22 protein-coding genes are annotated in these 26,434 nt (G+C 45.3%); 18 read left to right on the plus strand and 4 right to left on the minus strand.

Translation table 11 applies throughout. The features are described from left to right. The first annotated feature begins 67 nt into the window (after window positions 1-67). Window positions 68-1,261 (plus strand): proline dehydrogenase family protein, encoded by a 1,194-nt coding sequence (locus P0M28_RS09740; RefSeq protein WP_302209696.1) that lies wholly within the window; start codon window positions 68-70, stop codon window positions 1,259-1,261. A 20-nt stretch (window positions 1,262-1,281) separates the two neighbouring features. On the opposite strand, the gene P0M28_RS09745 is transcribed toward P0M28_RS09740, so the two are convergent. Together P0M28_RS09745 and cobA are read right to left on the minus strand one after the other, a co-directional pair. After that, entirely contained in the window at window positions 1,282-1,881 is a 600-nt protein-coding gene (locus tag P0M28_RS09745) for a DUF4202 domain-containing protein (protein WP_302209697.1), read from the minus strand. Between the two features lie 85 nt (window positions 1,882-1,966). Beyond that, window positions 1,967-2,737, minus strand: coding sequence for a uroporphyrinogen-III C-methyltransferase (cobA, locus tag P0M28_RS09750; RefSeq protein ID WP_302209699.1), 771 nt, complete (start codon window positions 2,735-2,737; stop codon window positions 1,967-1,969). Between the two features lie 129 nt (window positions 2,738-2,866). On the opposite strand from cobA, the gene nirB reads away from it, so the two are divergent. The 15 genes from nirB to P0M28_RS09825 all read left to right on the plus strand — a co-directional run bounded on the left by nirB (window position 2,867) and on the right by P0M28_RS09825 (window position 23,583). Further along, window positions 2,867-5,356 carry a nitrite reductase large subunit NirB gene (gene nirB / locus P0M28_RS09755; protein WP_302209701.1) on the plus strand — a complete coding sequence of 830 codons (2,490 nt, stop codon included), beginning with the start codon at window positions 2,867-2,869 and terminating at the stop codon, window positions 5,354-5,356. A gap of 123 nt (window positions 5,357-5,479) precedes the next feature. Continuing rightward, complete coding sequence (nirD, locus tag P0M28_RS09760) at window positions 5,480-5,857, plus strand: nitrite reductase small subunit NirD (protein ID WP_302209702.1); 378 nt, start codon at window positions 5,480-5,482, stop codon at window positions 5,855-5,857. A 155-nt stretch (window positions 5,858-6,012) separates the two neighbouring features. Then, window positions 6,013-7,002, plus strand: coding sequence for an NAD-dependent epimerase/dehydratase family protein (locus tag P0M28_RS09765; RefSeq protein WP_302209703.1), 990 nt, complete (start codon window positions 6,013-6,015; stop codon window positions 7,000-7,002). Between the two features lie 138 nt (window positions 7,003-7,140). Then, window positions 7,141-9,006: a sensor histidine kinase gene (locus tag P0M28_RS09770; protein ID WP_302209704.1), complete on the plus strand. Its 1,866-nt coding sequence runs from the start codon at window positions 7,141-7,143 to the stop codon at window positions 9,004-9,006. Continuing rightward, complete coding sequence (locus tag P0M28_RS09775; RefSeq protein WP_302209706.1) at window positions 8,975-9,655, plus strand: response regulator transcription factor; 681 nt, start codon at window positions 8,975-8,977, stop codon at window positions 9,653-9,655. Before P0M28_RS09770 ends, P0M28_RS09775 begins: the two co-directional genes overlap by 32 nt. Window positions 9,656-9,683: 28 nt before the next feature. Then, window positions 9,684-10,073: a hypothetical protein gene (locus P0M28_RS09780; RefSeq protein WP_302209707.1), complete on the plus strand. Its 390-nt coding sequence runs from the start codon at window positions 9,684-9,686 to the stop codon at window positions 10,071-10,073. A 30-nt stretch (window positions 10,074-10,103) separates the two neighbouring features. Beyond that, the gene (locus tag P0M28_RS09785) at window positions 10,104-10,703 is read left to right on the plus strand and encodes a molybdenum cofactor guanylyltransferase (protein ID WP_302209709.1); all 600 of its coding nucleotides are present in this window, start codon (window positions 10,104-10,106) and stop codon (window positions 10,701-10,703) included. A gap of 349 nt (window positions 10,704-11,052) precedes the next feature. Next, window positions 11,053-12,333 (plus strand): alginate export family protein, encoded by a 1,281-nt coding sequence (locus P0M28_RS09790; RefSeq protein ID WP_302209711.1) that lies wholly within the window; start codon window positions 11,053-11,055, stop codon window positions 12,331-12,333. Between the two features lie 121 nt (window positions 12,334-12,454). Beyond that, on the plus strand, window positions 12,455-13,810 hold the full coding sequence (locus tag P0M28_RS09795; protein WP_302209712.1) for a NarK family nitrate/nitrite MFS transporter: 1,356 nt from the start codon (window positions 12,455-12,457) through the stop codon (window positions 13,808-13,810). A gap of 105 nt (window positions 13,811-13,915) precedes the next feature. After that, entirely contained in the window at window positions 13,916-17,428 is a 3,513-nt protein-coding gene (locus P0M28_RS09800) for a nitrate reductase (RefSeq protein WP_302209714.1), read from the plus strand. 82 nt (window positions 17,429-17,510) lie between these two features. After that, window positions 17,511-19,004, plus strand: coding sequence for a rubredoxin (locus P0M28_RS09805; protein WP_302209716.1), 1,494 nt, complete (start codon window positions 17,511-17,513; stop codon window positions 19,002-19,004). A gap of 429 nt (window positions 19,005-19,433) precedes the next feature. Further along, a complete protein-coding gene (locus P0M28_RS09810; RefSeq protein WP_302209717.1) occupies window positions 19,434-20,345 on the plus strand; it encodes an LpoB-related protein in 912 nt (303 codons plus the stop codon). 1 nt (window position 20,346) lies between these two features. Further along, a complete protein-coding gene (locus tag P0M28_RS09815) occupies window positions 20,347-20,811 on the plus strand; it encodes a hypothetical protein (RefSeq protein WP_302209719.1) in 465 nt (154 codons plus the stop codon). Between the two features lie 10 nt (window positions 20,812-20,821). Further along, the gene (locus P0M28_RS09820) at window positions 20,822-21,697 is read left to right on the plus strand and encodes a DUF6175 family protein (RefSeq protein WP_302209720.1); all 876 of its coding nucleotides are present in this window, start codon (window positions 20,822-20,824) and stop codon (window positions 21,695-21,697) included. 11 nt (window positions 21,698-21,708) lie between these two features. Continuing rightward, on the plus strand, window positions 21,709-23,583 hold the full coding sequence (locus P0M28_RS09825; protein ID WP_302209721.1) for a caspase family protein: 1,875 nt from the start codon (window positions 21,709-21,711) through the stop codon (window positions 23,581-23,583). A gap of 7 nt (window positions 23,584-23,590) precedes the next feature. Here P0M28_RS09825 and P0M28_RS09830 read toward each other — a convergent pair whose 3' ends face one another. Both P0M28_RS09830 and P0M28_RS09835 read right to left on the minus strand, forming a co-directional pair. Continuing rightward, entirely contained in the window at window positions 23,591-24,424 is an 834-nt protein-coding gene (locus P0M28_RS09830) for a tetratricopeptide repeat protein (protein WP_302209722.1), read from the minus strand. Next, window positions 24,424-24,984: an RNA polymerase sigma factor gene (locus P0M28_RS09835; protein ID WP_302209723.1), complete on the minus strand. Its 561-nt coding sequence runs from the start codon at window positions 24,982-24,984 to the stop codon at window positions 24,424-24,426. Before P0M28_RS09835 ends, P0M28_RS09830 begins: the two co-directional genes overlap by 1 nt. An 810-nt stretch (window positions 24,985-25,794) precedes the next feature. Between P0M28_RS09835 and P0M28_RS09840 the strand changes: the two genes are divergently transcribed. Both P0M28_RS09840 and P0M28_RS09845 read left to right on the plus strand, forming a co-directional pair. Next, on the plus strand, window positions 25,795-25,971 hold the full coding sequence (locus P0M28_RS09840) for a hypothetical protein (RefSeq protein ID WP_302209724.1): 177 nt from the start codon (window positions 25,795-25,797) through the stop codon (window positions 25,969-25,971). A gap of 254 nt (window positions 25,972-26,225) precedes the next feature. Beyond that, the gene (locus P0M28_RS09845; RefSeq protein ID WP_302209725.1) at window positions 26,226-26,402 is read left to right on the plus strand and encodes a hypothetical protein; all 177 of its coding nucleotides are present in this window, start codon (window positions 26,226-26,228) and stop codon (window positions 26,400-26,402) included. Window positions 26,403-26,434 lie beyond the last annotated feature (32 nt).

Here is a 26,434-nt window from a genome sequence, read left to right on the forward strand (position 1 = left end):
TGAATAATGATTAGTGATTAATGACTGATGAAGGTCCATTATTCATCAATCATTAATGATTACAGTTATGGAGTACATACTTACCGAAGCCTCTCCGGTTTCATTTGATAATACTGAAATTGCTTTTTCGTACAAGTCTAACCTGGATTTACGGAAAACGTATTGGCTATTCAAATCAATTAACTACCCTTTCCTAACTAACATAGGTACAAAGGTGGTGAAAATCGCCTTAAAATTAAAGTTACCTATTCATGGCGTACTAAAACACACCTTATTTCAGCAATTTTGCGGAGGTGAAACCATTGCCGATTGTACCGATACTATCCAAATGTTGGCGTCGCACAATGTAAAAACAATTCTGGATTATTCGGTAGAAGTTAAGAAAACCGAAGAAGGCTTTGAGCATACCACCGAAGAAACGTTGCGAGTTATTGAAGCTGCTCAACATACTCCTGACATGCCGTTTTGCGCTTTTAAGATGACGGGTATTATGCAATTTGAATTGATGGCTAGAGTACAAGCTGGGCAATCTCTTTCGGCGGAGCAAGAAGCAGCTTTTAATCGGGGGAAGGCCCGGTTGGAACGACTGTGCGAAGCAGCCTATCAGGCCGATGTGGGTATATTCATCGATGGTGAGGAATCCTGGATTCAGGAAGTGATTGATAGTTTGGCTAATGAGATGATGCAGCGATATAACCAGAAGAAAGTAATCGTGTACAATACTTACCAAATGTACCGTCACGAAATGCTAGATAACCTCAAGAAAGCCTACCGACAAGCGGTAACCCATCAGTATCATTTAGGTGTAAAACTGGTACGCGGTGCTTACATGGAAAAGGAGCGAGATCGCGCCCAAGAACAAGGGTATACTGATCCCATTCAACCCAATAAAGAAGCAACAGACGAAGACTATAATCGGGCACTACTGTATTGCCTCAACCATAAGCAGCGAATCTCACTATGCTCCGGCTCGCACAATGAGTATAGTAACTACTACCTCACCATGCTAATGGAAAAACACTCCGTGAAGCCCAGCGACCCCCGCATATATTTCGCCCAGCTCTACGGCATGAGCGATAACATCTCTTTTAATCTATCACGAACGGGCTACAACGTAGCCAAGTACCTTCCCTACGGCCCCTTAGAAGCCGTAATGCCCTATCTCTTCCGCCGAGCCGAAGAGAATACCTCCGTTCGGGGCCAGAGCAGCCGCGAACTTACAATGGTTAGTCAGGAGATGAAACGACGTAAACGAAATTAATCCCAAGCCAAAAACTAGTACTAGCCGATTGCTTTTTTAATTATCTCCAAAGAACCTGAAGAGAACGGTAAGCTAAGTGCTGCTTGCTGTCCTTGCCCCGACATTTTTCGCCAGGTTTTAGCCACAATATCTATGACTTTTTCATCGGTATGTTTCTTAGCAAACGCGGCAAAGTAGTACTGTAGGAAAACCAGACAGATTACATCTTCCAGCACTTGCACCTCCGCATCGCGTTTTAATTGCTTTTTGCTAATTAGAGATACCACCCGAGCGACTGCTTCCTGCTCGTAGCCTTGCTCCTGCATAATCTCGGCAGCCCGATTACTGTGGAATTTTTTAAGCTGGCTACGCCACAGCAGATAGCCTTTACGATCCATCGGATACTGATTTCGTGGTATTTTCCAACGCTCAATATGCTGGCTGCGGGCGGCTAATTGCAGAGTTTCAGGAGCATCCGGATAAAAAGCGTGTAGGGTTTCGCTCATCCGCTGAGCGTAGAGCAACTCCGAAGGTACTACCCGCCCAGCTTCATCGTAATCGGTTCGGGGATCCTGCCGGTTGGCTTGGTCAAAAGCTGCCAGCGTACGGGGAAGTCGATGAATACTACTATCGTGGGCCATAGCATCTAAGATACGTAGCCAATAATCAAAGTCAGCATCATTTTTAATTTTAACTCTTCTCGAGTGCTAATCACCTGCTCAAAACTTATACTAAAGCTAAGCCAGCCACCTTTTGCTGCACCGATTCCCAGTGCTTGGCTACCACGGCCCCAATCACAATAATGGCGGGCGACTGTAGTTTTTGCTCCCTAACGGTTTGCTGAATAGATTGTAAGTTTCCAATCCCTATTTGCTCATTTGAACAGGTACCGTTCTGAATAATCGCAATAGACTCATCGCCACCTCGGTGCTGAGAAAAAAGCTTAATAATACTGGACAACTGACGCATACCCATAAGAATCACTACGGTGGCCGACGACTGAGCCGCCAGTGCCATATCCGATGAGAGCGTACCGGAGCGGGTGGTTCCGGTGACCACCCAGAAGCTTTCGCTTACTCCCCGCGAGGTTAGGGGAATATTGTTGGTGGCAGGAACGGCTAGCGCACTACTGATACCCGGTACCATCGTCACTTCCAATCCGTGCTTTATTGCGTATTCTTTTTCCTCTTGTCCTCGTCCGAACACAAACGGATCACCACCCTTTAGGCGTACTACGTGTCCGTGAGAGTAAGCGTACCGTACGATAAGCTGGTTGATGCTTCGTTGTTGTACTTGATGCAAGCCCGCTCGTTTCCCCACGAAAATTTTAAGTGCTTCCGGTTGGCAGTACCGCAACAAGGTCGGGTTCGCTAGGGCATCGTACAGCACCACATCGGCGGCTTCTAGTGCCCGAACTCCTTTCAGCGTGATGAGTTCTTCGTCACCCGGGCCAGCACCTACCATTGTTAAACGAGGATTTACAGCGTAATTTATCATAATTCGTAGCTTCTCAGTTAAGTAAAGGCAGATAATTTTTACGTAAAATTACTTATTTTTATTTTTATTTTACGTAACTACTTCCGTATTTAGACTAATAATTACGAAATTTTACTCAAATAGTCCTGTATGCGTCATATTGTTGTCATCGGAAACGGAATGGTAGGTTACAAATTCTGCGAGAAGCTACGTAAGCTAGCTGACCCTACTCAAGTAGCCATTACCGTATTTGGAGAAGAGTGCCGTCCGGCTTACGACCGGGTACATTTAAGCGAGTACTTTAGCGACCAGAATGCTGACAAACTCACTTTAGCCCCCGCTCGCTGGTATGAAGAGCAGAACATTCAATTACATACCGGCGAACTGATTGCCTGGATTGACCGAAGGAATAAAACCGTAGAAACCCATCGGGGTAAAACGTTGAGCTACGATCAATTAGTAATTGCCACCGGCTCTAGTGCCTTTGTTCCACCCATACCGGGTACCGACAAGCGGGGAGTGTTTGTGTACCGCACTATTGAAGACCTGGAAGCCATTATCGCCTATGGCAAAAAAATGCGATCGGCAGCGGTGCTGGGTGGTGGTTTGTTAGGGCTGGAGGCGGCAAAAGCTATGGTTGATATGGGTTTGGAAACTCACGTAGTAGAATTTGCTTCTCGCCTTATGCCCCGGCAGTTAGACGAAGTCGGAGCCCGCACGCTGCAAACCCGAATAGAGGAATTAGGTATTCAAGTTCACCTGAACAAAAATACACAAGCGATTAGCGGCAATGGTAAATTGGATGCGCTGCGCTTTGCCGACGAATCTAACTTACCAGTAGATATGCTGGTGATCTCGGCGGGCATTCGCCCTCGTGATGAGCTGGGTCGTTCTGCGAGACTAGATATTGGGCCACGGGGCGGAATTGTGGTAAATGACGCTATGCAAACCTCTGACCCCGCTATCTACGCTATTGGAGAGGTCGCATTACATCAGGATATAATCTACGGGCTAGTAGCCCCGGGGTACGATATGGCCGAAGTAGCGGCTCGTCATTTGGTGGGCGATATTGAGAAAAACTTTTCCGGAGATGATATGTCTACCAAGCTCAAGCTAATGGGCGTAGATGTGGCGAGCTTCGGTGATGCTTTCGGGGCAAAATCTGAGCACAACGCGATTGTTTTCGAAGATAAGGCGAAAGGAGTCTACAAACGTATCAATATTTCAGCGGATGGTAAACGACTATTAGGGGGAATGTTGGTGGGCGATGCCGAAGCCTACAATATGCTATTGCAAACCATGCAAAATGGCATGGCTCTTCCGCCCAATCCGGAAGATCTGATCTTGGGAAGCCGAGGCGGAGAAACTTCGGGAGCTGGTCTGGATAGCTTACCCGACGAAGCCCAAATTTGCTCTTGCGAGGCGGTAACTAAAGGAATGATTTGCGAAGCAGTGCTCACCGGAGAGGCGCAGAGCGTAAAAGAAATCAAAGCCTGTACCAAAGCGGGTACGGGCTGCGGGGGCTGTATGCCAATGGTATCCGATCTGTTTGACCTAGCTCAAGCCAAAATGGGAAAACGGGTTCGGAAAACGCTTTGCGAACATTTTAACTATACCCGTCAGGAGCTACTAGACATTATTCAGGTAAAAGAAATAAAATCGTACGATACTCTACTGAATGAATACGGAACGGGTGATGGCTGCGAGGTATGCAAACCGGCGGTAGCTTCTATCTTGGCAAGCCTCTGGAATGAACTGGTTACCCAGCAAGACACCATCCAGGATACGAACGACCGTTTTCTGGCCAATATTCAGCGGGGCGGCACCTACTCGGTAGTGCCTCGGATTCCGGGTGGGGAAATTACTCCGGACAAGCTCATCGTCATTGGGCAGGTAGCGAAAAAGTACGATTTATATACGAAGATTACCGGAGGGCAGCGCATAGACTTATTTGGTGCTCACTTGCACCAGCTACCCGACATCTGGGAAGAACTTATTGCGGCGGGTTTTGAGAGCGGTCACGCCTACGGCAAATCCCTACGAACTGTTAAAAGCTGCGTAGGTTCAGCTTGGTGCCGCTATGGCTTGCACGATTCGGTCTCTTTTGCCATCGAAGTGGAAGATCGCTACAAAGGCCTTCGTTCTCCCCATAAGCTAAAGGGTGCTGTATCAGGTTGCGCCCGAGAGTGCGCGGAAGCCCAAAGCAAAGATTTTGGCATTATTGCTACCGACAAAGGCTGGAATCTTTACGTATGCGGCAACGGCGGAATAAAACCTCAACATGCCTTGCTGCTGGCGCAGGACGTAGATAAAGAAACCTGCATCAAGTACATTGATCGCTTCCTGATGTTTTACATCAAAACCGCCGAGACTCTGACTCGTACCGCCCCTTGGCTCAATAAGCTAGAAGGAGGCATTGACTACTTACGAGATGTAGTGGTAAACGACTGCCTTGGTATTGGCGAGCAGCTAGAACAGGAAATGCAACGTACTTTAGCCGTGTACCGCTGCGAGTGGAAGGAAGTAGTGAACAACCCCGAGCTACGGGCTAAATTCACCCACTTTATTAATTCCGAGGCTACCGATCCCGCCGTACAGTTCGATGAAATGCGCGGGCAAAAAGTACCAGCCAAATGGTAAAACCGGAAAAGGGAGAACGAAGAAAGGTTAGTGGGTTATACTTTTCATTCATTTAGCATTCGCTCCCTCTTACGTTTCCCATCCTCCTTTTTCCTAATCTCTAAAATCCAATCTCCAAAAGCTATGACTAATACGCTAGACTATAAAACCGTTTCATCAGAAAATGTAACCAACTGGTTCAAAGCTGCCCCGGTAACCGCATTTCCCGCCAATGGTGGGGCGTGTGTGTTGTACCGGGGAAAGCAAATTGCCGTATTTAATTTCACCCGCCGGGACGAATGGTACGCTTGCCAGAACCTTTGCCCGCACAAGCAGCAAATGATTCTCTCCCGAGGGATGATTGGTTCGGAGCAAGACGAGCCGAAGGTGGCCTGCCCATTTCATAAGCGGGCCTTTTCACTCCAGTCAGGAAAATGCCTTAACGCCGATGAATGCGCTATTGCCACGTACCCGGTGAAAATAGAAGAGGGCTACGTATACATCGGTTTTGACGAAGCCTGAGCGATGCCATTCTACATCGGCTACGGGATAAAATATAGGGTGATGGCAAAGCTCTTGTTCTACGGTCTGCGTTAAGTGAGAGCGCTTGCTTGACCCACTTCAGTGTTACCCAAGCTTTTTTATAGCAAGAATAAAAATGTTAGCTTCGTAACAATATGAAAGTATTGATTACCGGAAGCAGTGGTCATTTGGGCGAAGCTATCGTCAGGAAGCTAAGAGAAACTTCCTATGTTCCCGTAGGTGTCGACATTAAGCCGTCGGAGTTTACTACCCACGTAGGTTCAATCACCGATCGGGATTTTGTGATGGAAACCCTGAAAGGCGTAGATTTTATCATCCATACTGCTACTCTGCATAAGCCTCACGTGGCTACGCATACTTATCAGGATTTTGTAGACACCAATATTACGGGTACGCTGAACTTATTGGAGGTAGCTGCTGCTAATCGTGCGAAGGCATTTATCTACACCAGCACCACTAGCACATTTGGCGATTCACTCACTCCTCCACCGGGCGAGCTGGCGGTCTGGGTTACTGAGCAAACGCCATCCATTCCTAAAAATATTTACGGGGTTACTAAAGAGGCAGCCGAGAACCTTGTCCAACTGTTTTCTCGCAACCACCAACTACCGGGTGTAGTACTTAAAACATCTCGTTTTTTTCCGGAAGAGGACGATAAAAAGGAAATGCGGGATGCCTACGAAGATGCTAACCTGCGGGTTACCGAACTTTTATATCGGCGAGTGGATCTTGAAGATGCTGTTTCGGCTCACCTTCAGGCTATTGAACGAGCCGAGCAAATAGGCTTCGGGAAGTATATCATTAGTGCTACCTCGCCCTTTCAACCGCAGCACTTGACCATGCTGCACGCAGATGCTGCTTCGGTAGTGCGTCAACTTTATCCTGATTTTGAAGATATTTTCAGTCAGAAAAGTTGGAAGATGGTTCCTCAAATAGACCGAGTGTACGTGAATAAAAAGGCTCGACTTGAGCTGGGCTGGCAACCGAAATACGATTTCAGGTATGCTTTAGATTGTTTAAAAAGAGACGAGGATTTTCGCAGTCCGTTAGCTCGGACGGTAGGCATAAAAGGTTACCATCCCCAAAAATTTATTGATGGTCCCTACCCGGTCACCAACCACTAGCTGTTCGGTACTCTACCCACTCAATAATCAAGTTCACCCTCCCTTTTGTGAAGCAGTTAAGATTTAGCTGAGTAATCAACGTTCAGACTTTGCTCATCTATCCGTATTTTTACGTACTTTGCCCATTATTTCAACAGGATGAAAGCGAGCGAACGCAAGAATAGCTTTGAGAAACTATGGGTTTTATACGCCCTCGCCTTATTCGGTATTGCCGCATCCATCATCAGCAGCCAAGTATACGTACAGCAGTACTTCAGCAAGCAAGAAAACGACTCCCGAATTATTAACATTGCCGGACGGCAGCGGATGCTGAGTCAGAAAATCAGTAAGCTAGTCTTACAAATTAATGCCACCGATGAGCCAGTCTCTCAGGAAAAATATCGAAATCAACTGGCTCAAGCCGTAACACTCTGGGAGCAGTCTCACCAAGCCTTACTTCAGGGTGACCCTGATCTTCAGGTGCAAGTTGATAATAGTGTATCCATTGACTCTATGTTTCAGGCTCTGGAGCCTGAGTACAACATCATTGTTCAAAGTGCTAAACAGCTAGTTGAACAGCTTGAGTTTACTACACCCAATCGCTCTGATTCTTTGCTGATGCTTGCTGCGAAGATTCTAGACAATGAATCTCAGTATCTGGAAGAAATGGATACCATCGTATTTCAGTACGATAAAGAAGCGCGGGAGCGGGTGCTGTACTTGGAGAAAATAGAGTTACTGCTGCTGGGTATCTCGCTGGTTATTATTTTGTGTGAGCTGCTATTTATCTTTCGCCCCACTGTTCGGCAAATTCGCAAAACTATCAAAGAATTAATTCAGTCGGAGAAGTTGGCAAAGGGGATGGCTAGGGAATTAGAGGTATTGTATAATTCTTTGGAAGCATCGTATCAGGAACTAGCCGAAGTAGAGCTGGTAGAAGACACTCCCACCTTATACGCTAAGACCGATGCTACTGGCCGATTTTCGTACGTAAGCGACATTTTTAGCGGTGATCTGGAATACAATGTATTTGAGCGAAACGAAGATTTATTTTCTTGGCTAGAACAAGAAGGGTATAGTGCCGATCAGGTAGAAAACATCCGACGCCGGGCACTAGCTGGCAATACCTGGGTAGGCGAGATCAAAGCTACTTCTGAGTCGGGCGATTTTATTTGGTTGCTGGCTCATATTGTGCCTACACTTGACGATCAGCAGCAAGTAGAATCCCTCAACCTGATCTGTAGTAACCAAACCGAGCTGAAGGAAGCCCAGGCCCGCTCGCACGAAATTACCCGGGAAAAAATAGATAAAAAAGTAAAAGAGCAACGCTTCCGCTCTAGTCTCATACTAGAAGGGCAAGAAGAAGAGCGCCGCCGCATCTCCCGCGATATTCACGATGGCATCGGGCAATTACTTACCGCCCTGAAATTTAAGGTAGAAGCAATTGATTTGGCCCCCAACATGCCCAAACGAGAAACTGAAGTGCAGGAGGCGCAATCACTCCTCAACCACATTATTCGGGAAGTGCGACGGGTATCGTTTAACCTCAATCCCAGCGCACTGAACGACTACGGCCTGATTCCCGCTACCAAGCGATTCTGTGCCGAGGCCAACCGATTGTCGGATAAAGCTATTATCTTTGACAATGAGACCGGTTTTATTAATCGATTAGAAAAAAATATTGAAACTAATTTGTACCGCATTATTCAGGAGTCGGTGAATAATGCTATCAAATACGCTAACGCTAATGAGATTCGGGTGATTTTTAGTCACAACGCCCACTACCTGAATGTAGCGATTCAGGACGACGGCGTAGGTTTTTCTTATCAAGAATACGCCCAACAACCGGCTCCCATTAGCAAAAATGGTTCAGGGTTAGGATTGTTCAATATGCGGGAACGGGCTAGTTTCATTAATGCCACGCTGGATATTCATTCTGCCGAGGGCAAAGGCACCCAAATTAACATACATTTACCCATCAATGAGCGAGTCAATGGATCATATCAAAGCAGTACTAGCGGATGACCACGGGGTAGTTCGCAGTGGTATTAAGTCGCTACTAGAAAGCGAAGGCGATATTCAGGTAGTAGCCGAAGCAGAAAACGGGCAGGAAGCCCTTCAGCAGGTGGCCACGTATCAACCAGATATTGCTATTCTTGACATTCGGATGCCAATAATGAATGGGCTAGAGGCAACCCAAAAGATTAGTGAGCAGGAGCAGAAAGTGAAGGTACTGATTTTGTCTATGCATGACGACGAAGAATACATTCTGCAATCGGTAGAGAGTGGAGCCGCGGGCTACTTGCTGAAGGGCTCTAGCAAAGAAGAGTTTTTGAAAGCAGTGCGAACCGTACACGAAGGCGAACGCTACTTTAGTGCCGATGTCTCGCGGGTGTTCGTAAATAACTACCTTAACCAAAAACCTTCTAAAGTAAATCGCGCTCCCAATGTCTCCCAGAACACTTACGACCTTACCAAGCGGGAAAAACAGATACTACGGTTACTTTTTGAAGGGGTAGGGAACAAAGAAATTGCCGAGCAACTGGACAAAAGCATTCGTACCGTAGAAACCCATCGGTTTAATATTATGAAGAAATTGGGGGTGAATAATGTAGTAGAACTCATTAAAAAGATAGAGGACGAGCAAGTACTCAAGGGTACTTTGTATGCATGATACTGCTCGATAGCAATACTTAGAGAAAATGAAAAACGAACAATGCCCAATATGCTACTCAAAGCTTGAGGTTGTAGATTGTGCACCTTGTAACGACTGTGGGCATTTGGAGGAAGAGATTGAACATTTTAAGCAAGGCAAACACCAATACAATGTTTACAATATTTATAGGGGGCTAAAATTACAACTATGTGACTTCTGTGATGTTGACTTTGGATCGTATAAAGGTGAATATCTCGGATTTAATGATAATAAGAGGATTGGATACGAAAACTTTGAATTCGTCTCTTCCGTAGAAGCACCCTCAATTGAAAAGGCTAAATACTGTCCTGAATGTGGAAATCAGCTAGCTTTCTTGAAGTTTCTTAGAGATTTGAGGGAATTCATTAAAAAAGAAACTGTTGCTGGCAAAAAGTAAAGCATGTTCTATTAACCACAATTTTTTCGTATGAACGTAAGCAAGCAGGATATAGTAGCTTTAATTTTGTGCGGAGGATTCAGTTCCCGGATGGGTACCGATAAAGGGCTGAAAGAGGAAGGGGAAATTCCGTGGGCGCAACAATTGTATAATCAGCTATCTGAGCTAAAATTACCGACCTACCTCTCCGTTCGCTCCGATCAGCAGGCTGCCTACGCGAGTCGTCTGCCTGATATATCTTTAATTACCGACGAGGTGCTTACCGGGATTAATGGGCCATTACGGGGTATGATCTCAGCGCATCGGGTCTTTCCGCAGCAGCATCTGTTAGTGGCTCCCTGTGATACGCCTCGTTTAACCGCGGAAGCATTTGACCTTTGGATTGACACCTTTCAACAGCAAAATCAACCACATACCGCAGTAGTTTGCCGCACCGGAAAGCAGATGCAACCTCTGTGTGGAATTTACAGCCAAACTGGTTTAGCAAATTTAGATAACCTTTATCAGCAAGGTCGCCTCACCGACCAAAGTATGTACGCTGTTGTTGAGCACCATTTGAATAGCTTTTTTCTGGATGTTCCTAACGAAATGATCAGCCTGTACAAAAACTTCAACACCCCGCAGGACTAAGAAGCAGTGAACAGTGAGCAATGCCGCCGTGGCTCGGTACAGTTAGCAATGACTGATGATTAGTGACTAATGACTAACGACAAGTTAGCCACTACTTCCCACCTCTGACTTTTGCGAAGTAATTTCCTTTAATTTCTCAATTCCTAACCTCTTATCATACTTCCAACCCCTCTCTTTCCATCCATCATTAATCATCAGTCGTTATTCATTATTCACCTTTCTAAGTAATTATTCTTAATTACTGAATTTTTGGAAAATATTTTTACGTAATATTACGTAAAAACAAAATTCTTCTTTACCTTTGAATCAATCCGGATGATTCAAGTAACTCACTCAAACTGTATCCCTCATGCTTCAATCATTTACCAAACTTTGCCTAGCAGTTTTGCTGGTAAGTCTAAGCACCACAGCGTACAGTCAATTCACGCTGAGTGGTCAGATACGCCCCCGGGCTGAATTCCGAAACGGGTTCAAAACCCCCAACACCGAGGCTAATGATCCTGCGTTCTTTATTGAGCAACGATCCCGAATTAACTTCGGCTACCAACACGAAAAATTAGCGTTTCAATTATCCCTGCAAGACATACGCATCTGGGGAAATGCGGCTCAGATATATAAAAATGATCCGGCACTCACTAATGTGTACGAAGCCTACGGCGAGTACCGCTTCTCTCCTAAAACCGCTATTCGAGTCGGCCGCCAAGCTTTAAACTACGATAATGCCCGGTTTCTGGGAGATCTCGACTGGGCCCAGCAGGGACGTAGCCACGATGCCGCCTTGCTCATGCTAAGTGACTCCAGTGGCTGGAAACTTCATGTGGGTGCAGCTTATAATCAAAATGTTCCCTTTGAACCGGGACAGCTTTCGGGCACCTTCTACGACGGGGTAAATAATTATAAAACTATGCAGTTTGCTTGGTGGCATAAAGACTGGGCTGCCGCTAATGCTTCATTCCTCATCTTCAACGATGGCCGTCAACTGGCCGATTCTAGTCTTAATTTTCGCCAAACCTACGGATTTATCGGTAGCAAGCAGATCAAAACAGTTAAACTCACTGGCGAGCTGTACTACCAGGGCGGGAAAGATCCGGCTGATCAGGATGTGAACGCCTGGCTTATCGCACTAAACGCTACTGTCAACACTTCGCTCACCCCGCTTACGTTAGGGTTTGATTATCTGTCGGGTTCAGAGGCGAATGCCAATACTAACCGAGCGTTTGTCCCGCTCTACGGCACCAATCATAAGTTTTACGGCCTTATGGACTATTTCTACGTGGGTAACAATCACGGTCAGGGCGGGCAAACGGCTGGTTTACTAGATGTGTACGTGCAGTCCAAATTCAAACTCAGTAAAAAATCGGCTTTAATCGCCCACGCTCATTACTTTCAATCGCCTACTACTATTTACGCAATGGAAGGTACCGGAGAAAAGCTTTCCGGTACGCTGGGCGAGGAAATAGATTTAGTGTACAATCTCAACCTAAGCGATGAGGTTAATTTTAAGCTAGGCTACTCCCACCTATTCTCTACGGAATCACTGGAAGCCCTTAAGGGCGGAGCACAACGACAGGGTCAAAACCAATGGGCCTGGATGATGCTCACCTTCAACCCTACCTTTATTTCTAAGTAAATATACGTAATCAGTAATGACTGATAAATAATGATGAATGATTAAAGACGATCACACCATTAATCATCACTCATTAGTCATTACTCATCAATTATTCTTCACCACTCACTAATTATTAGTTATGAAATCCAACAAAGCGACTTCCATCAATTTGTTTAGTCTCAAAACTATCCAGATGCGTACTTTTCATCTGAGTTGGTTTGCTTTCTTTTTGTGCTTCTTCGGCTGGTTTGGCATCGCCCCGCTTATGGCTGTAGTTCGGGATGAACTAGATTTAACTAAAGGGCAAATTGGGAATATTATTATCTCTTCCGTAGCCATTACCGTGTTTGCCCGGTTAGCAATTGGCTGGCTCTGCGATAAAATTGGTCCGAGAATTACCTATACTTACCTACTAATCTTAGGTTCTATTCCGGTGATGTTGATTGGGCTAAGCAACAGCTACGAAAGCTTTCTCATCTTTCGCCTTGCCATCGGGGTGATCGGGGCATCGTTTGTGATTACTCAGTACCACACATCCATGATGTTTGCCCCTAATGTGGTTGGTACGGCTAATGCCACCACCGCCGGTTGGGGTAACTTGGGCGGAGGAGTTACTCAAATGGTGATGCCTCTCATTTTTGCGGCATTTGTCGGGCTTGGCTTTCTAGATGCCTCTGCTTGGCGTTACGCGATGCTAGTTCCCGCCGTCGCCTTGGTAATCTGCGGAATACTTTACTATCGTTTCACTACCGATTATCCCGAAGGCAATTTGAAAGACTTGAAAAAGATTAACCCTGACTTTGCAGCTAAGAGTAAGAATGCCAAAGGCTCATTTGTGGCTGCTATGAAAGATTACCGGGTTTGGGCGTTGTTTGTTATCTACGGCGCCTGCTTTGGAGTAGAACTCACGATCAATAACATTGCAGCTATCTACTACCACGACTATTTTAATCTGGACCTGAGAATGGCTGGGCTCATCGCCGGACTGTTCGGGCTGATGAATATCTTCGCTCGTTCGCTGGGTGGTATCTTTGGCGACCGGGCCGGTATCAAGTACGGACTGAAGGGTCGCGTAGCATTTTTAGGTATCGTTCTACTCCTGGAAGGGATCGCGCTGATTATCTTCTCCAAGATGGCGGTGCTGCCGTTGGCGATTATCAGCATGATCGTATTCAGTCTGTTCGTACAAATGTCTGAAGGAGCTACCTACTCAGTGGTGCCATTCATTAATAAGAAAGCTATTGGTGCTGTATCGGGAATCGTTGGTGCGGGTGGTAATGCCGGCGCCGTAGCAGCTGGCTTCCTGTTCAAAGCTGAAAATATCTCCTATCCCGAAGCGCTCACCATTGTAGGAATGGTCGTGGTCGGAGTATCTGCTCTGTCCATGCTGGTTCGCTTCTCTACGGTAGCTGAAACTGAAGCCAAAGCCGAGATGGACATAGCACTGGCTAGTAAAGCTGCTCTAAAATCTGAACCTATTCCGGTCACTGCATAATAGCGGGGGTGCTTGACTAGGCTACGAGTTTTGAGTTGCGAGCTCTTAGATTAGCTCGCAACTCAAAATTCGTATCTCGAATTCCAACTCGTATCTCAGTAACCTATGAAGTCATCTTCCCCCATTCGTACCACTTGTTCTTACTGCGGAGTAGGCTGCGGAATCCTCGTAAACCAGGATGCCAAAGGCCGCATTGAGGTGAAAGGCGATCCTGATCATCCGGTCAATCGGGGAATGCTTTGCTCTAAGGGAATGAACCTGCACCATGTGGCGCAAAACCATACCGACCGCATTCTGTATCCGCATATGCGGTGGAGCCGCCATCATCCTATGCAGCGGGTCAACTGGGATACAGCTATTCAACGGGCGGCTGCCGTCTTTAGCTCAATCATTGATCGGCATGGGCCGGATTCGGTAGGGCTTTACGTATCGGGGCAGTGCCTGACTGAAGAATACTACTTGGCCAACAAGCTTACCAAGGGCTTTTTAGGAACCAATAATATTGATACCAACTCCCGCTTGTGCATGAGTTCAGCGGTGGTAGGCTACGTGAAAGCTTTCGGGGAAGATGCGGTGCCGATTAGCTACGAAGATATTGAACTAGCCGATTGTTTCTTCATTGCGGGAGCCAACCCAGCCTGGTGTCATCCTATTTTGTTCCGGCGTATTGAGCAGCACAAGGAACGTAATCCCAACACCAAAATTATTGCGGTTGATCCTCGCCAAACCCAAACTTGTTCTCAAGCTGATCTGCATCTGCAAATCCGTCCGGGCACTGATACCACTTTGTACCAAGCCATCGGTCGCTGCCTGATTGAACAGGGCGATATTGACCTAACATTTATTAAGAGCCATACCGACGGCTTCGAGAAGTACCGTAAGGAGGCAATGCAAACCACGTTAGCCGAAGCGGCAGCCATCTGCGATGTATCTATTGATGACATTAAAAAAGCCGCTCGCTGGATTGGAGAGTCTAAAGGCTTCTTGACCATGTGGGCAATGGGGCTAAACCAGAGTACTTCCGGAGTCAATAAAAACTTAGCCCTCATCAACCTTAACTTGATTACAGGACATATCGGCAAGCCCGGCTCTGGCCCATTCTCTCTCACCGGACAACCCAATGCGATGGGCGGACGGGAGGTAGGTGGGATGGCCAACCTACTGGCAGCTCACCGAAACTTGCTTGACCCCGCGCAACGCCAAGCCGTAGCCGACTTTTGGGAGGTAGAAAAAATTGCCGATAAACCAGGACTCACGGCTACCCAAATGATTGACGCCCTAGAAGATGGGCGCATGAAAGCGATCTGGATTATTTGCACTAATCCGCTGGTAAGTTTGCCTAACGCCCGGCGGGTAGAAGCCGCCCTGAAGAAAGCTTCGTTTGTCATCGTGCAGGATATTTCCTATCGCTCAGATACGGTGCCCTTCGCTGATTTATTGCTACCAGCGGCCGGATGGTTGGAGAAGGAAGGCACCATGACTAACTCGGAACGACGGATTACCTACTTACCCAAAGTGATTGACGCTCCCGGGGAAGCCCTGCCCGATGCAGAGATTCTGTGTCGCTTTGCTCAAAAGATGGGTTACTCCAGCTTTAATTACCCGGATACGGCGGCAATTTACGCTGAGCACTGTGCATTGACGAAAGGAACCAATATTGATATTTCCGGGCTGAGCTATGAAACTTTAAAAGCCCGTAAAACGGTGCAGTGGCCGGTTCCTTCGGCCGATCACCCGGGTACTCCCCGGCTGTTTACCGATCATAAATTTTACACGCCTAACGGACGAGCCCAAATTCTTCCCAGCGGGCCTTCTCACCCCGCTGATACCACCACTCCCGATTATCCGTTTATTCTGACTACCGGACGCATCCGCGATCAGTGGCATACTATGACCAGGACCGGAACGGTACAAAAGCTTAATCAGCACTTATCAACCCCATTTTTGGAGATTCATCCTGATGATGCCCGGGCAAGGGGTATCAAAGATCGAGATACGGTCGTGATTCGAAATGATCAGGGGGAAGTGCGGGTTCATGCTAAAGTCACCAAGACCATTAAACGTGGGGTAGTGTTTCTGCCGATGCACTGGGGAAAGCTACTTCAGCAAGATTTTAGCCGGGCCAATAACCTAACTACCGGAGTGATTGATCCGGTTTCTAAGGAGCCGGACTTCAAATACACGGCAGTAGAAGTAGCTCGCTATCAGAAAGAAAAGCAAAAGATTATCATCGTTGGAGCCGGGGCTGCCGCCTACCGATTTATTAATACTTACCGGGAGCTCAATCAGGATGATGAGCTACACGTATTTTCCAAAGAGGCTCACCCATTTTATAATCGGGTACTACTGCCCGAATACGTCAACGATCAATTGGGCTGGGATGACTTAGTGAAGTTTAAAACGGCTGACGCCTTTGATGAGCTAAACGTTCAATTGCACGCTTCTAATCCCGTTGAGTCTATTAACCGGGAGAAAAAAATCATCACCGACAGTCAGGGGCAAACCCACCGTTACGACTTGCTGGTTCTGGCCACCGGAAGCCGGGCGTTCGTTCCCCCGGATGTACCCATGCATTACCCTGGCATTTTTACCTTGCGCGACCGCAGCAACGCCGATAAACTCAAAGCCTACTTGCCCGAAGAAAGTCAGGTGCTGATTGTAGGGGGTGGTTTGTTAGGATTAGAGTTGGCAGCGGCGTTATCAGAAGTAGGAGTTCAAGTGTCTATTGTGCAGCTTTCTTCCCGGCTGATGGAACGACAACTAGACACCACCGCTAGCACCTTGCTCCGCGAGCAAGTAGAGCAGATGGGGATTAAAATTTACACTAACGATCAAGTACAATTGATCGATCCTCATCGTCCCCGAGAACCAATCCAAGTTCGACTTAAAAGTGGTAAAGCTCTGGGTTGCCACGCAGTAGTGTATGCCGTTGGTACCCGCCCGAACAGTGAATTAGCCAAAGAGGCCAAACTGGACTGTGGACGAGGGGTGAAAGTAAACGATTACCTGCAAACCTCCGACCCGACTATTTTTGCCTTAGGTGAGATTGCCCAACATCGGGAAAAAATACTGGGAATTACCGCGGCGGCCGAAAAACAAGCTGATGTTGCCGCTCGCTTCATCAATGGTGATCTACTTAGTCGCTACGAGGGTAGTGCGCCCATGAATATCCTGAAATTCACAAATCTGAACCTCTGCTCCGTTGGTATTCCCGAAGTTCCCCACCCGCAACGGGACGAATACGAAGAGGTGGTATTTATCGATAAGGCAAAAGCATACTACAAAAAATGCATTATTCACCAGGATCAGCTAGTAGGTGCCATTTTGATGGGGAGCAAGGACGAATTTGCGGAGTTTAAGCAACTTATTGAGACCCAAACTGAACTGGGTGACCAACGAGAGCAGCTCCTGCGAAGCAAAGGGGAACGTCAAGCGGTGATTGGCAAAATTGTATGCTCCTGCGGAAACGTTGGACAGGGAAATATCGATCAGGCTATTGAACAAGGAGCCGATCAGCTAAACACCCTTTGTCAGGCCACCGGGGCCGGATTAGGTTGCGGAAGCTGCAAACCCGAAATACAAGCTATCCTGAAGGAGAAAGCCACAGTAATCGTGTAGCAGTGGATAATAATGATGAATGAATGATGAGTAATGATTGATGACAGTCACTTGTAGACTGTGGACTAATGACATATGACCAATGACTGAAACATTACTTTCGGAAGATTCCGTAGGAAAACGTACCTTGCCCATTGTGTTGATTCGAGTGTTTGTCAAGGGCGGTATTATCTCACCGGGCGATTTGCTGGGGGTGCTCAAGGTAGCTCAAGCCTTAGACCTGGATTATATCCACTTAGGTTCACGGCAAGATATTCTCTTTCCTATTGAGAAATCTAAAGTTGATTTGTTACCCGTGCTACTGGCAGCGTTACCATTGCCGTATGAATATCAGGAAAGTGAGCAGCAAAACATCATAAGTTCGTACATCACCCGCGACATCATTTCTTCCACTCGCTGGCTAGCTCCCCACATCTACCACTACGTTCTGGATAGCTTCGACTACCTCCCTACGCACAAGATTAATATCATTGATCCCTTGCAGGGCATGGTTCCGTTGTTTACGGGGAATATCAACTTCATTGCCTCGCCTATTGACAACTACTGGTACCTGTATTTTCGCTATACCGATATTCAGGCCAAACCCTGGTGTTGCCCCGAACTAATTTACGGCTTTGATCTGGCCAAAGTAGCTCAAGCCGTGGAGAAGCTCAATCCCCTAGCCAACCAACTCTCTTTCTCTCAACTCTACGAACAGCTTAAGCAGCAGGTACACTTTAACACTCGACCTATTGAGCAACCTTTAGCGTACCCCGATACCATGTTTCCTTACTACGAAGGCATCAATCTGATGGAAGGTGGTAAGTACTGGATGGGATTGTACTGGCGAAATAATCGGTTTACTATCAAATTTTTGCAGGCCCTTTGCGAACAATGTTTGGCCACCAACATCGGTAATATTGGGTTAACCCCCTGGAAGTCTATTGTAGTAAAAGGTATTACCGAAGGCGACCGACTGGCCTGGGAGAAGCTATTGGGGAAGTACGGTATCAATATGCGTCATTCCTCTCTCGAGCTAAATTGGCATATACCCGTAGCTGATGATGAAGCACTTGAACTAAAGAATTATTTGGTTCGGGTGTTAGACCAACGCGATATTAGCACCTACGGATTGACATTTTCCGTAAAAACCCAAGCCCATCAGATATTATTTTCCTCAGTAGCTATTGAGAGAGTAGTTGCTAGCAATGAGCAGGCACCCACGCAATACAATATTCTATACGCTAAAGACTTCAACCCCAACCTGTTCGAATTTATTTACTACGCCCGATCAGTGAGTAAAGAAGTTATTCCTTCCTTACTGATAGAGTTAAGTAAGAAATACTACGAACAGTTGCACGCCAAGACCGTGCCATCGGAAAAATCAGTGCAGCTTTCCTTATCTTCTGTTGCTGAAGATCGGCAGGTTTATCAATGCACACAATGCCTGGGAGTATACGATAGCCAAATTGGTAACCCCAGTGCGGAGATTAACCCTGGTGTAACCTTTGAAGATTTGCCGGAAGACTACACTTGCCACGTCTGCAGTGCTCCGAAGGCTAGTTTTGCCAAAATCACGTTATCTGAGTTGCTGTGATCCACCCGGCCTACCCATCATCACTCCTACACGAACAACCTTGTACCTCTCCAATAAGAACTTACCTCCCATTAGGTTGCTAAAGCAATGCTTAATCCAATCTTAGTATACACAGAAGTATACCCTCTTTATTATTACGGCATCTCACCAAAAGCTCCGTGAGACTGGTCGGCAGATTTAAGAACCGAGCAGGGTTTTCATAATTTTAGATTGAAAAATGTTGCCAAATACACGTCTATTCATTAACATAGCAGCTATTAATATGACAGTTTGAATTCGTTATTGTATTGAACTACTACTTCATAGTGGAATTCTTGTCATATTCGCTACTATTAATCCATTCGTTAAAAAGTAATTTACCGGCATGGCCTATCTTTCCGGTAGAAAGCCTGCCCATTCACATTTACTACATTACTAAAACTATTAATTATGAGAAGTTATTTACTCCTTATCTGCTTATTACTAGGGGGCACCCGTATTTGCGCTCAGAGCGACGCACCCATGATCATTGGTATTACCGATTTTATTTTTGATGGTAACGAAGAAGTGAATCGGAAGTACAGTGGCTCACTTTCCAACAATGTGTATGAGGCTTTTTCAGAAAGCAAAATGTTCAAACTCGTTGAGAGAAGTAAGCTATCAGAAATCAACGAAGAACTCGATAGAAATAGAGAAGAGTGGCATATCCTATCTGATTTTTTGGTGGAGCAAGGTAAAATACTGGGAGCGAGCCACCTGCTAGTAGGCGAGATTGAGTTTATCCGCTTCGAAGAAGCAGGCTCTAGCGTGTTTGCTAGCTTACTAAGCGACGACGACACAAAAGATAGAAACGAAAGGGATGGGTTGAAAATGCTAAAAGCTGCGGTAGATCTCAACTTTAATATTGTAGATGTGGAGACTGGAGAGATTATCGAGACCGAAAGCCTTGATTTTGGAGGTGATGCCATCCAAGTAGGCTCCACTGATAGTGCCTCAGCAGTGCTAGATTTGAAAGAAGACATCTACAAGAAGACCAACAGATTCATCTACAAGCACTGGCCACAAATATACGACATAGTGAAGATCGAGGAGCGAGGCAAATTTGGTAAGCCAGCACTGTTCTACATCAACGGCGGAGCTGCTAACAATTTGGAACAAGGAAATAAGTTTCAAATCGTAAAAGTTGATTCTTTAGACCTAGGTGGTGGTAATATAGAAATAATAGAGCGTTCATTAGGTGAAGCAGTTATCTATGAAATCAACAGCCCTCAAGTCTCCTTATGCAGGGTTGTTTCTGGCCGTAAAGAAATATTAGAAAGCACCGACAACGGTGAAACAGTATTCTGTAAACGCCTCTTCTAGTATGCTTAGACTTAATGAATCTACACTACTATTTCTGCTGGGGGTTTTGCTAGTAAGTGCTTGCAAGACTCCACTGAAAACAACTGATGTGTCTTTAACCGGAAGCTACGACCGGAATACCTTACAAATGAGTGCCACGGGCTACGGTGAAACGGAAGAAGATGCTGAGATGGATGCGTATCGTCGGGCACTTGACGCAGTGATGTTTAGAGGGTTTCCCCAGGAAGGGTCATCAGTACGAGACCCATTGATCATGGATAAGGCTAAGGCAGTGGCAAATCACGAAGATTTCTTTGATAAACTCTACAGTGAGAGGCTACTGGAAGAGTTCATACTATCGTCATCTTCGGCGGGCAAGCAAAAGCAAGGGGGACAATACGAGTCTAAACAGAATATATCATTTAATCTACGACTGTTACGTAAGAGACTCCAGGACGAAGGAATTATTAGAAAATTCGGAATATAGTTTACTACGCATGAAAACCTACTTACTACTAATTGCCCTTTTCGTTGGGGTACTGTTTTCCAGTACATTCGCTCAAGCGCAATCTGGCACCGCCGACCAAGTAACCATCCAGCCGACCGTAATGGTAGTGCCCTTTGTAAAACAAGATGAAGATATGCGGGCAAAAATTGAAAACGATCCGAACATAAGGCTGGCACTGTCGAAAGTAAAGCAAGGGTTTGATGAGCGGGAATTCACTACATATGATTTCATTGCCAGCTACCGAGCCATGGTACGGAGAAGCACAATGAACATGGAGAACCAATCCGATCTTAAACAACTAATCATCGCTGAGTCGGGTACCGATATCTACGTTGACACTGACCTAATTATCAACAAAGCAGATGGCGGTAATAGTGCTCAAATCATTCTTCAGGCCTACGATCAGTCAACAGGACAGTCGTTGTCAAATGCAAACGGCAGCTCCGGAGTTTTTCGCACCGATCAAATTGGGATTTTAGTAGAAAAAGCCAGCGAAGACGCGATTAATAAAATGCTGGACGTGATGATGGAGAAATTTACTGCCATGCGGAGTGAAGGGCGTTCATACGTAATCAACTTCAATTTAGCCAATGATGCCTCAATCACTATGAATGAACCTAAAGGAGAAAAGAATACTCCGCTAAAGTTTATTATTCGTGATTGGCTCAAGAAAAACGCCCACAATGGCTACTACCACATGAAAGGTTCTACCGAAACGTCTCTCTCAGTAGATGATTTTAGACTACCCGCTAATGGGCAAATCGGTGATTTGGAATATGAGATGTATAGCTTTTTCCAGGATATTGGACTAAGTGCTAATACATCATTAGTCGGGCAAGAACTTGTAGTCACCATCACCGAATAATTTAGAGTACCGTGAAATACTTGTTTTCTGCTATCCTACTGGGAATGTGTCTGATCTTAGAGTCAGTATCTTACGCCCAAAATGATTCTAACGACGGATTGGTGCTCACCTACAATCCACCCAAGAACCTTGGGGAACTAAACGCTGGTCAGCTAAAAAAGCTGGAAGCCAGAGTAATGACAATTCTCACCAAAAACGGTATAGCTTCGCAAGGAGAGTTTTCGCCGTTTATCGTGACCCCTTCCGTAAATTTCTACGAATCGGAAGTGGTGGAAGGATTACGAAAGTTATACGTAATGAAAGGGGATTTTGGCCTAACCGTTGGACTAAAAAGTGGTGAAGCCTTTACTTCAGAGACAGTAGAGATTATTGGTAGCGGAACCAATGAGGCGCAAGCGAAGAATAATTTCATCAACAAAATTTCTAGTAAAGCCAACAGCTTTCAAGACTTATTCTCTCAGGCGACGGATGAGGTTACCACCTACTACGCCAACAACTGCGATCAGATTATTAGTGAGGTTACTAATCTTAGAAATACCGAAAAGTATGAGGGTGCCCTTATTCGTTTGCTTTCCATCCCTTCCTACGCCAAAGGTTGCCACGCCAAGGCCTCAACACTGATTGCGGAAGCCTATCAAGAGTATCAAGATAGAAATTGTGAAAGATTGATTAACATCGCCCAAAGCGCGATAGCTCTACGGCATTATGATGCCGCAGTAGGGGCGCTGATACAAATCAATCCACAATCCAGTTGTTACGAAAAAAGCCTACCCCTGAAAGAAGATATCACCGCAGCTACGCAAAATCATTACGATAACATGTGGCAAATGCAGCAGGATATACTGCAAAGCTACACCACTATTCTACAGGCCAAGTACCAAAACCAATCAGGCAGTGCCACCCCGGCAATTCATATCATTACGCCCGTACAGGCAGCAGGTACTAACTCAACAGTTGTTTATAATACTCGGGTGGCAATTCACGGTCAGGTAATCAACGCCCAGAATGCCCAAAAACTATTCATTGATGGATTAGAGACTACCTGGGATTCAGAAGGTGAGTTCAACCGAACACTACTGCTCGATACCGAAGAGAAAACCGTTAGAGTTGAGGTGATAAGCCAAAGTGGAAATACTTCTGCAAAGGAGCTTTATTTGAAAAGAAGCAGTAATTCAACTCCGGACGTTGTAAACCAACCAAGTGTTAATGCTGCCAACCTGACTAAAGTCGCACTAGTTGTAGGTAATAATCAGTACGAAGAAAGTGCCCTCAGGAACGCAGTGAACGATGCACTGAGTATGGAGAGTGCATTAGCATCGCTCGGGTTTCAAGTTACCAAAGCAATAGATGCTGACAGTAAAACCATGCGAGAAAAAATTCCGGCGTTTGTGGCACAAGCAAACCGAGCCGATGTGTCGCTGTTCTATTACTCAGGGCACGGATTAGAAATCAATGGGATCAATTATCTGGTTCCGGTAGACAATGCTACAGGAGGTATCGATAAATATATTAATATTAACGAAGTACTGGAAAAGATTCAGAGCAGTAGCGAGCGCGATTTAAATGTTGTTATCCTGGATGCTTGCCGTTCGTCAAATTTTATATCAGCTAAAGATGCCGAACGAATCGGTTTGGCTACTATAAGCCCGCCTACCGGAACCTTAATTGCTTACGCTACTGCCCCGGGCGAAACTTCCTCTGACGGAACCTCTGCTGAGGGTAACGGAGTATATACCGGACAGCTTATTAAGCAAATTGTTCTTCCGCAACGCATAGAAGATGTATTTTTAAATACCCGAAAAGCAGTTATGGAAAGAACCAATAACCAACAGCGCCCCTGGGAAGAAATGAGCTTAAATAATGTATTTTATCTAAAAGCGAATTAGTAGTAAATTATTCAAGCTCGTTAAGCATTTTAGCTGCTTGTTTATTGTAAGGGTGCTGCTCTTTGTTTGATATGTTAGTAAGCAATTCTACCGCACTTGTTTCGTCTCCGTTGGTAAGATAAGCTATTGCTAAGTACCACTCAGCATAAGGGCGATAGCCACTGTTACCCTGAGCTATTCTTTCCAAATACTCAATACCTCGGGATAGATATTCATCATTAACATTTTGCTGATTGAGCATTAGCAACGTAACTGCATTATATAATAATGCCTTATTATTTTTGTCTCCTTCCGGTACTTCGTTAAATAGTGATTCCGCTTCGGAATAATTCTTTTGCTCGTAAGCCTCCAGTGCTAGCTTAGTATTTATATCTAAACCGTCTTTTGTACGAGGAGTGTCGTCGGGCAGTTCAGTATCCTCTGGTAGGTTAGCCAGAGCCAAATGCTCAATAGTAACTCCTGGCGAAGTATCTATTAGCAGAAAGAAAACCAGTGAAACCGCCAATATCAGGGATGCAGCTACTGCCAGCACCCAAGTGGGGCGCAAGGAGTGTACTTTAGCCTGCGGGCTACCAGTACTACTTCCGCCGGTTTCATCAATTTTTTCCGAGCTTCCCTCGGTAAGAAGATCCTTTTCTACTTGAGCTTTAAGTTCTAGCAATACTTCATCGAGGGCATCCCGTTGCTCTAATCGCACTGCTTGCCGTAAATCTTCCTGAAAAGAAAACTCTTCCTGAAACTCCGGATCTTTTTGATATTCCTTCAGTTCTTGGGACTCTTCCGGTGTGATGTTGCCCAATATATTTTTTTCAATCAGTAGCTTTTGTCGTTCGGTAAGCATTATTTATTCGTTTGTTCAGGCCCAAAAACTTTTTTTCTTAAATTATCTACACAAACTGATATCCGAGTCTTGGCTACATCAGCACTAGCATATTCCATAATCTCAGCGATCTTCTTGTGGTCGTAGCCCTTATCAAACCGCAGGAAAATGATTTTCTGACACCCCTTTCCTAGCTTGCGGATCCCTGCCCGAATTCGCTCAATTCGTTCATTTGAGTAAAATAAATCAGGATCAAAGAGTGACTCGCTATCGGCTTCCTGTCTAAAACCATCCATACCGCCTCGGTCTCGCTTATCCTTTCGGGTAATATCTATTAGCTTGTTATAGCCAATCCTAAATAGTAGAGCCTTTACGTTTTTAATTTCTCCTTTAGCCTTTGTCTTTCTTCCGTTGTTTATCAGAAAATAAACGTCCAGAACCGCATCGTGAAAGGCAGTTAGACAGTTGTCTTGACCAAACTCCCTTTGGTACTTTCCAACGAACTTCCGCACATTATCATTGTACAATTTCTTAATTTCTTCTTCTGGACTTTGGTTATGGTCGTTTTGGTTATCCTCCATTAGCTAAGGCGAAAATAAATATAAAGGGTAAACATTAGTTTAAGTAGAGTTAAGTGCAGCCAAAGTAATAAACTACCGCTAAAGTAAAAAGCACGGCAGTAAACGTTAATCAAAATACTTTCCCGGATACCGGGCAATGTAATCCGTTTTTGCAAAACACACAAATTTTGTACATCTCAGTACGCCAGACGTATAAATATGCACAAGAAAGTGCTTTTTAACTACTCTGCGAACCTCACCTATACTGCGACGACCTTGCTAAAAAAGGAGAATAGAATTTTTCTAAAATTATTCCGGTAAAATGTTTACCAAACCGAAAGTTCACCGACTTTACTAAATGGGTCTGAGTGAAATTGTGTCACTATCACTTCTCAATATTCCACTCTCACCCTTTTGAAGGGGGTGTAAGCCCTCAAAACTCGCCAATACAACTAAGGCAAGTTCTGTCCGTCTCAATCAGTCTCACTACTTGCTTGCAAAAAACTAAAATTTACTCCACAAAAATGTTTACCCAACACCCCAAGTGCCGACATATTGATGTAAATGCGAAAGCGGTAACAACGGAAGATAAAAAAATGAAAAAATAATTCCTCAAAATGTTTACCGCAGCTACCACTCTCCGACATACAGTCAAAAGCAACTAACAATGAGCTATTCAAAATAAATCTGGAGAAACTTTAAGCAGACGTCTTTTCAGAAGCACCGAAGATACGGGTGATAGGGATACCCCTTCTGTGCTTCTATCCCGAGAAAATAGCCTAACGGCTTACCAGTCATTTTTTTTCAAGTGATGTAAAAACCAATTGTATCGTGAAAAATCTATTAAAACTAGTATTAGGAATCTGTGTAGCACTATCCCTAGTACACTGTACCTCTGACGCCGACCAAGAAATCTTCGATGAAACTCGCGTAGCTATCGAAGAAGATGCTAAAACACTCGGGGGGGGAGAAGGAGAGCACGACTATTGTCGTGGCGGTTGCGAATAATCAGGTACTCAGTAGTGTTTAAAAAAACACTACTGTTTTATCAATACCGTATAGCAAGCTATCTTACAGTTACCATACTGCTATTCATCTTCTTAACTTTCAATACTGATCAAAAATAATTATCATTGTGTATGATCGTATTCTACGTAACCAAATATAGAAACGCAACTAAAGACGCATTCACCCCAAGAACCTGATGCAATAAACTTAATCTCAATACGCAAATTTTTTATAATCCTTTAACCTTAATTTCTATGAAAACCCTACTAAAAGTAGTGGTCAGTGCAGGTTTTGTTTTATCGTTTATATGCTGCACCTCCGAAGTCGATGAAGCAATCTTCGATGAAACTCGCGTAGCCATCGAGGAGGAAGCCAAGACCTTAGGCGGTGGAGAAGAAGAGCACGATCCCTGTCGTAAGGATTGTGAGTAGATCAATGTTTCACCAATGGCTCTCTCATCCGG

Origin of the sequence: Tunicatimonas pelagia, from assembly GCF_030506325.1 — a bacterium.
GTDB lineage: Bacteria > Bacteroidota > Bacteroidia > Cytophagales > Cyclobacteriaceae > Tunicatimonas > Tunicatimonas pelagia.

What these genes read in the sequence shown, in the direction of transcription:
- P0M28_RS09740 (WP_302209696.1), top strand. Translation starts at nt 68, where the DNA reads ATGGAGTACATACTTACCGAAGCCTCTCCGGTTTCATTTGATAATACT.
- P0M28_RS09745 (WP_302209697.1), bottom strand. Translation starts at nt 1,881, where the DNA reads ATGGCCCACGATAGTAGTATTCATCGACTTCCCCGTACGCTGGCAGCT.
- cobA (WP_302209699.1), bottom strand. Translation starts at nt 2,737, where the DNA reads ATGATAAATTACGCTGTAAATCCTCGTTTAACAATGGTAGGTGCTGGC.
- nirB (WP_302209701.1), top strand. Translation starts at nt 2,867, where the DNA reads ATGCGTCATATTGTTGTCATCGGAAACGGAATGGTAGGTTACAAATTC.
- nirD (WP_302209702.1), top strand. Translation starts at nt 5,480, where the DNA reads ATGACTAATACGCTAGACTATAAAACCGTTTCATCAGAAAATGTAACC.
- P0M28_RS09765 (WP_302209703.1), top strand. Translation starts at nt 6,013, where the DNA reads ATGAAAGTATTGATTACCGGAAGCAGTGGTCATTTGGGCGAAGCTATC.
- P0M28_RS09770 (WP_302209704.1), top strand. Translation starts at nt 7,141, where the DNA reads ATGAAAGCGAGCGAACGCAAGAATAGCTTTGAGAAACTATGGGTTTTA.
- P0M28_RS09775 (WP_302209706.1), top strand. Translation starts at nt 8,975, where the DNA reads ATGGATCATATCAAAGCAGTACTAGCGGATGACCACGGGGTAGTTCGC.
- P0M28_RS09780 (WP_302209707.1), top strand. Translation starts at nt 9,684, where the DNA reads ATGAAAAACGAACAATGCCCAATATGCTACTCAAAGCTTGAGGTTGTA.
- P0M28_RS09785 (WP_302209709.1), top strand. Translation starts at nt 10,104, where the DNA reads ATGAACGTAAGCAAGCAGGATATAGTAGCTTTAATTTTGTGCGGAGGA.
- P0M28_RS09790 (WP_302209711.1), top strand. Translation starts at nt 11,053, where the DNA reads ATGCTTCAATCATTTACCAAACTTTGCCTAGCAGTTTTGCTGGTAAGT.
- P0M28_RS09795 (WP_302209712.1), top strand. Translation starts at nt 12,455, where the DNA reads ATGAAATCCAACAAAGCGACTTCCATCAATTTGTTTAGTCTCAAAACT.
- P0M28_RS09800 (WP_302209714.1), top strand. Translation starts at nt 13,916, where the DNA reads ATGAAGTCATCTTCCCCCATTCGTACCACTTGTTCTTACTGCGGAGTA.
- P0M28_RS09805 (WP_302209716.1), top strand. Translation starts at nt 17,511, where the DNA reads ATGACTGAAACATTACTTTCGGAAGATTCCGTAGGAAAACGTACCTTG.
- P0M28_RS09810 (WP_302209717.1), top strand. Translation starts at nt 19,434, where the DNA reads ATGAGAAGTTATTTACTCCTTATCTGCTTATTACTAGGGGGCACCCGT.
- P0M28_RS09815 (WP_302209719.1), top strand. Translation starts at nt 20,347, where the DNA reads ATGCTTAGACTTAATGAATCTACACTACTATTTCTGCTGGGGGTTTTG.
- P0M28_RS09820 (WP_302209720.1), top strand. Translation starts at nt 20,822, where the DNA reads ATGAAAACCTACTTACTACTAATTGCCCTTTTCGTTGGGGTACTGTTT.
- P0M28_RS09830 (WP_302209722.1), bottom strand. Translation starts at nt 24,424, where the DNA reads ATGCTTACCGAACGACAAAAGCTACTGATTGAAAAAAATATATTGGGC.
- P0M28_RS09835 (WP_302209723.1), bottom strand. Translation starts at nt 24,984, where the DNA reads ATGGAGGATAACCAAAACGACCATAACCAAAGTCCAGAAGAAGAAATT.
- P0M28_RS09845 (WP_302209725.1), top strand. Translation starts at nt 26,226, where the DNA reads ATGAAAACCCTACTAAAAGTAGTGGTCAGTGCAGGTTTTGTTTTATCG.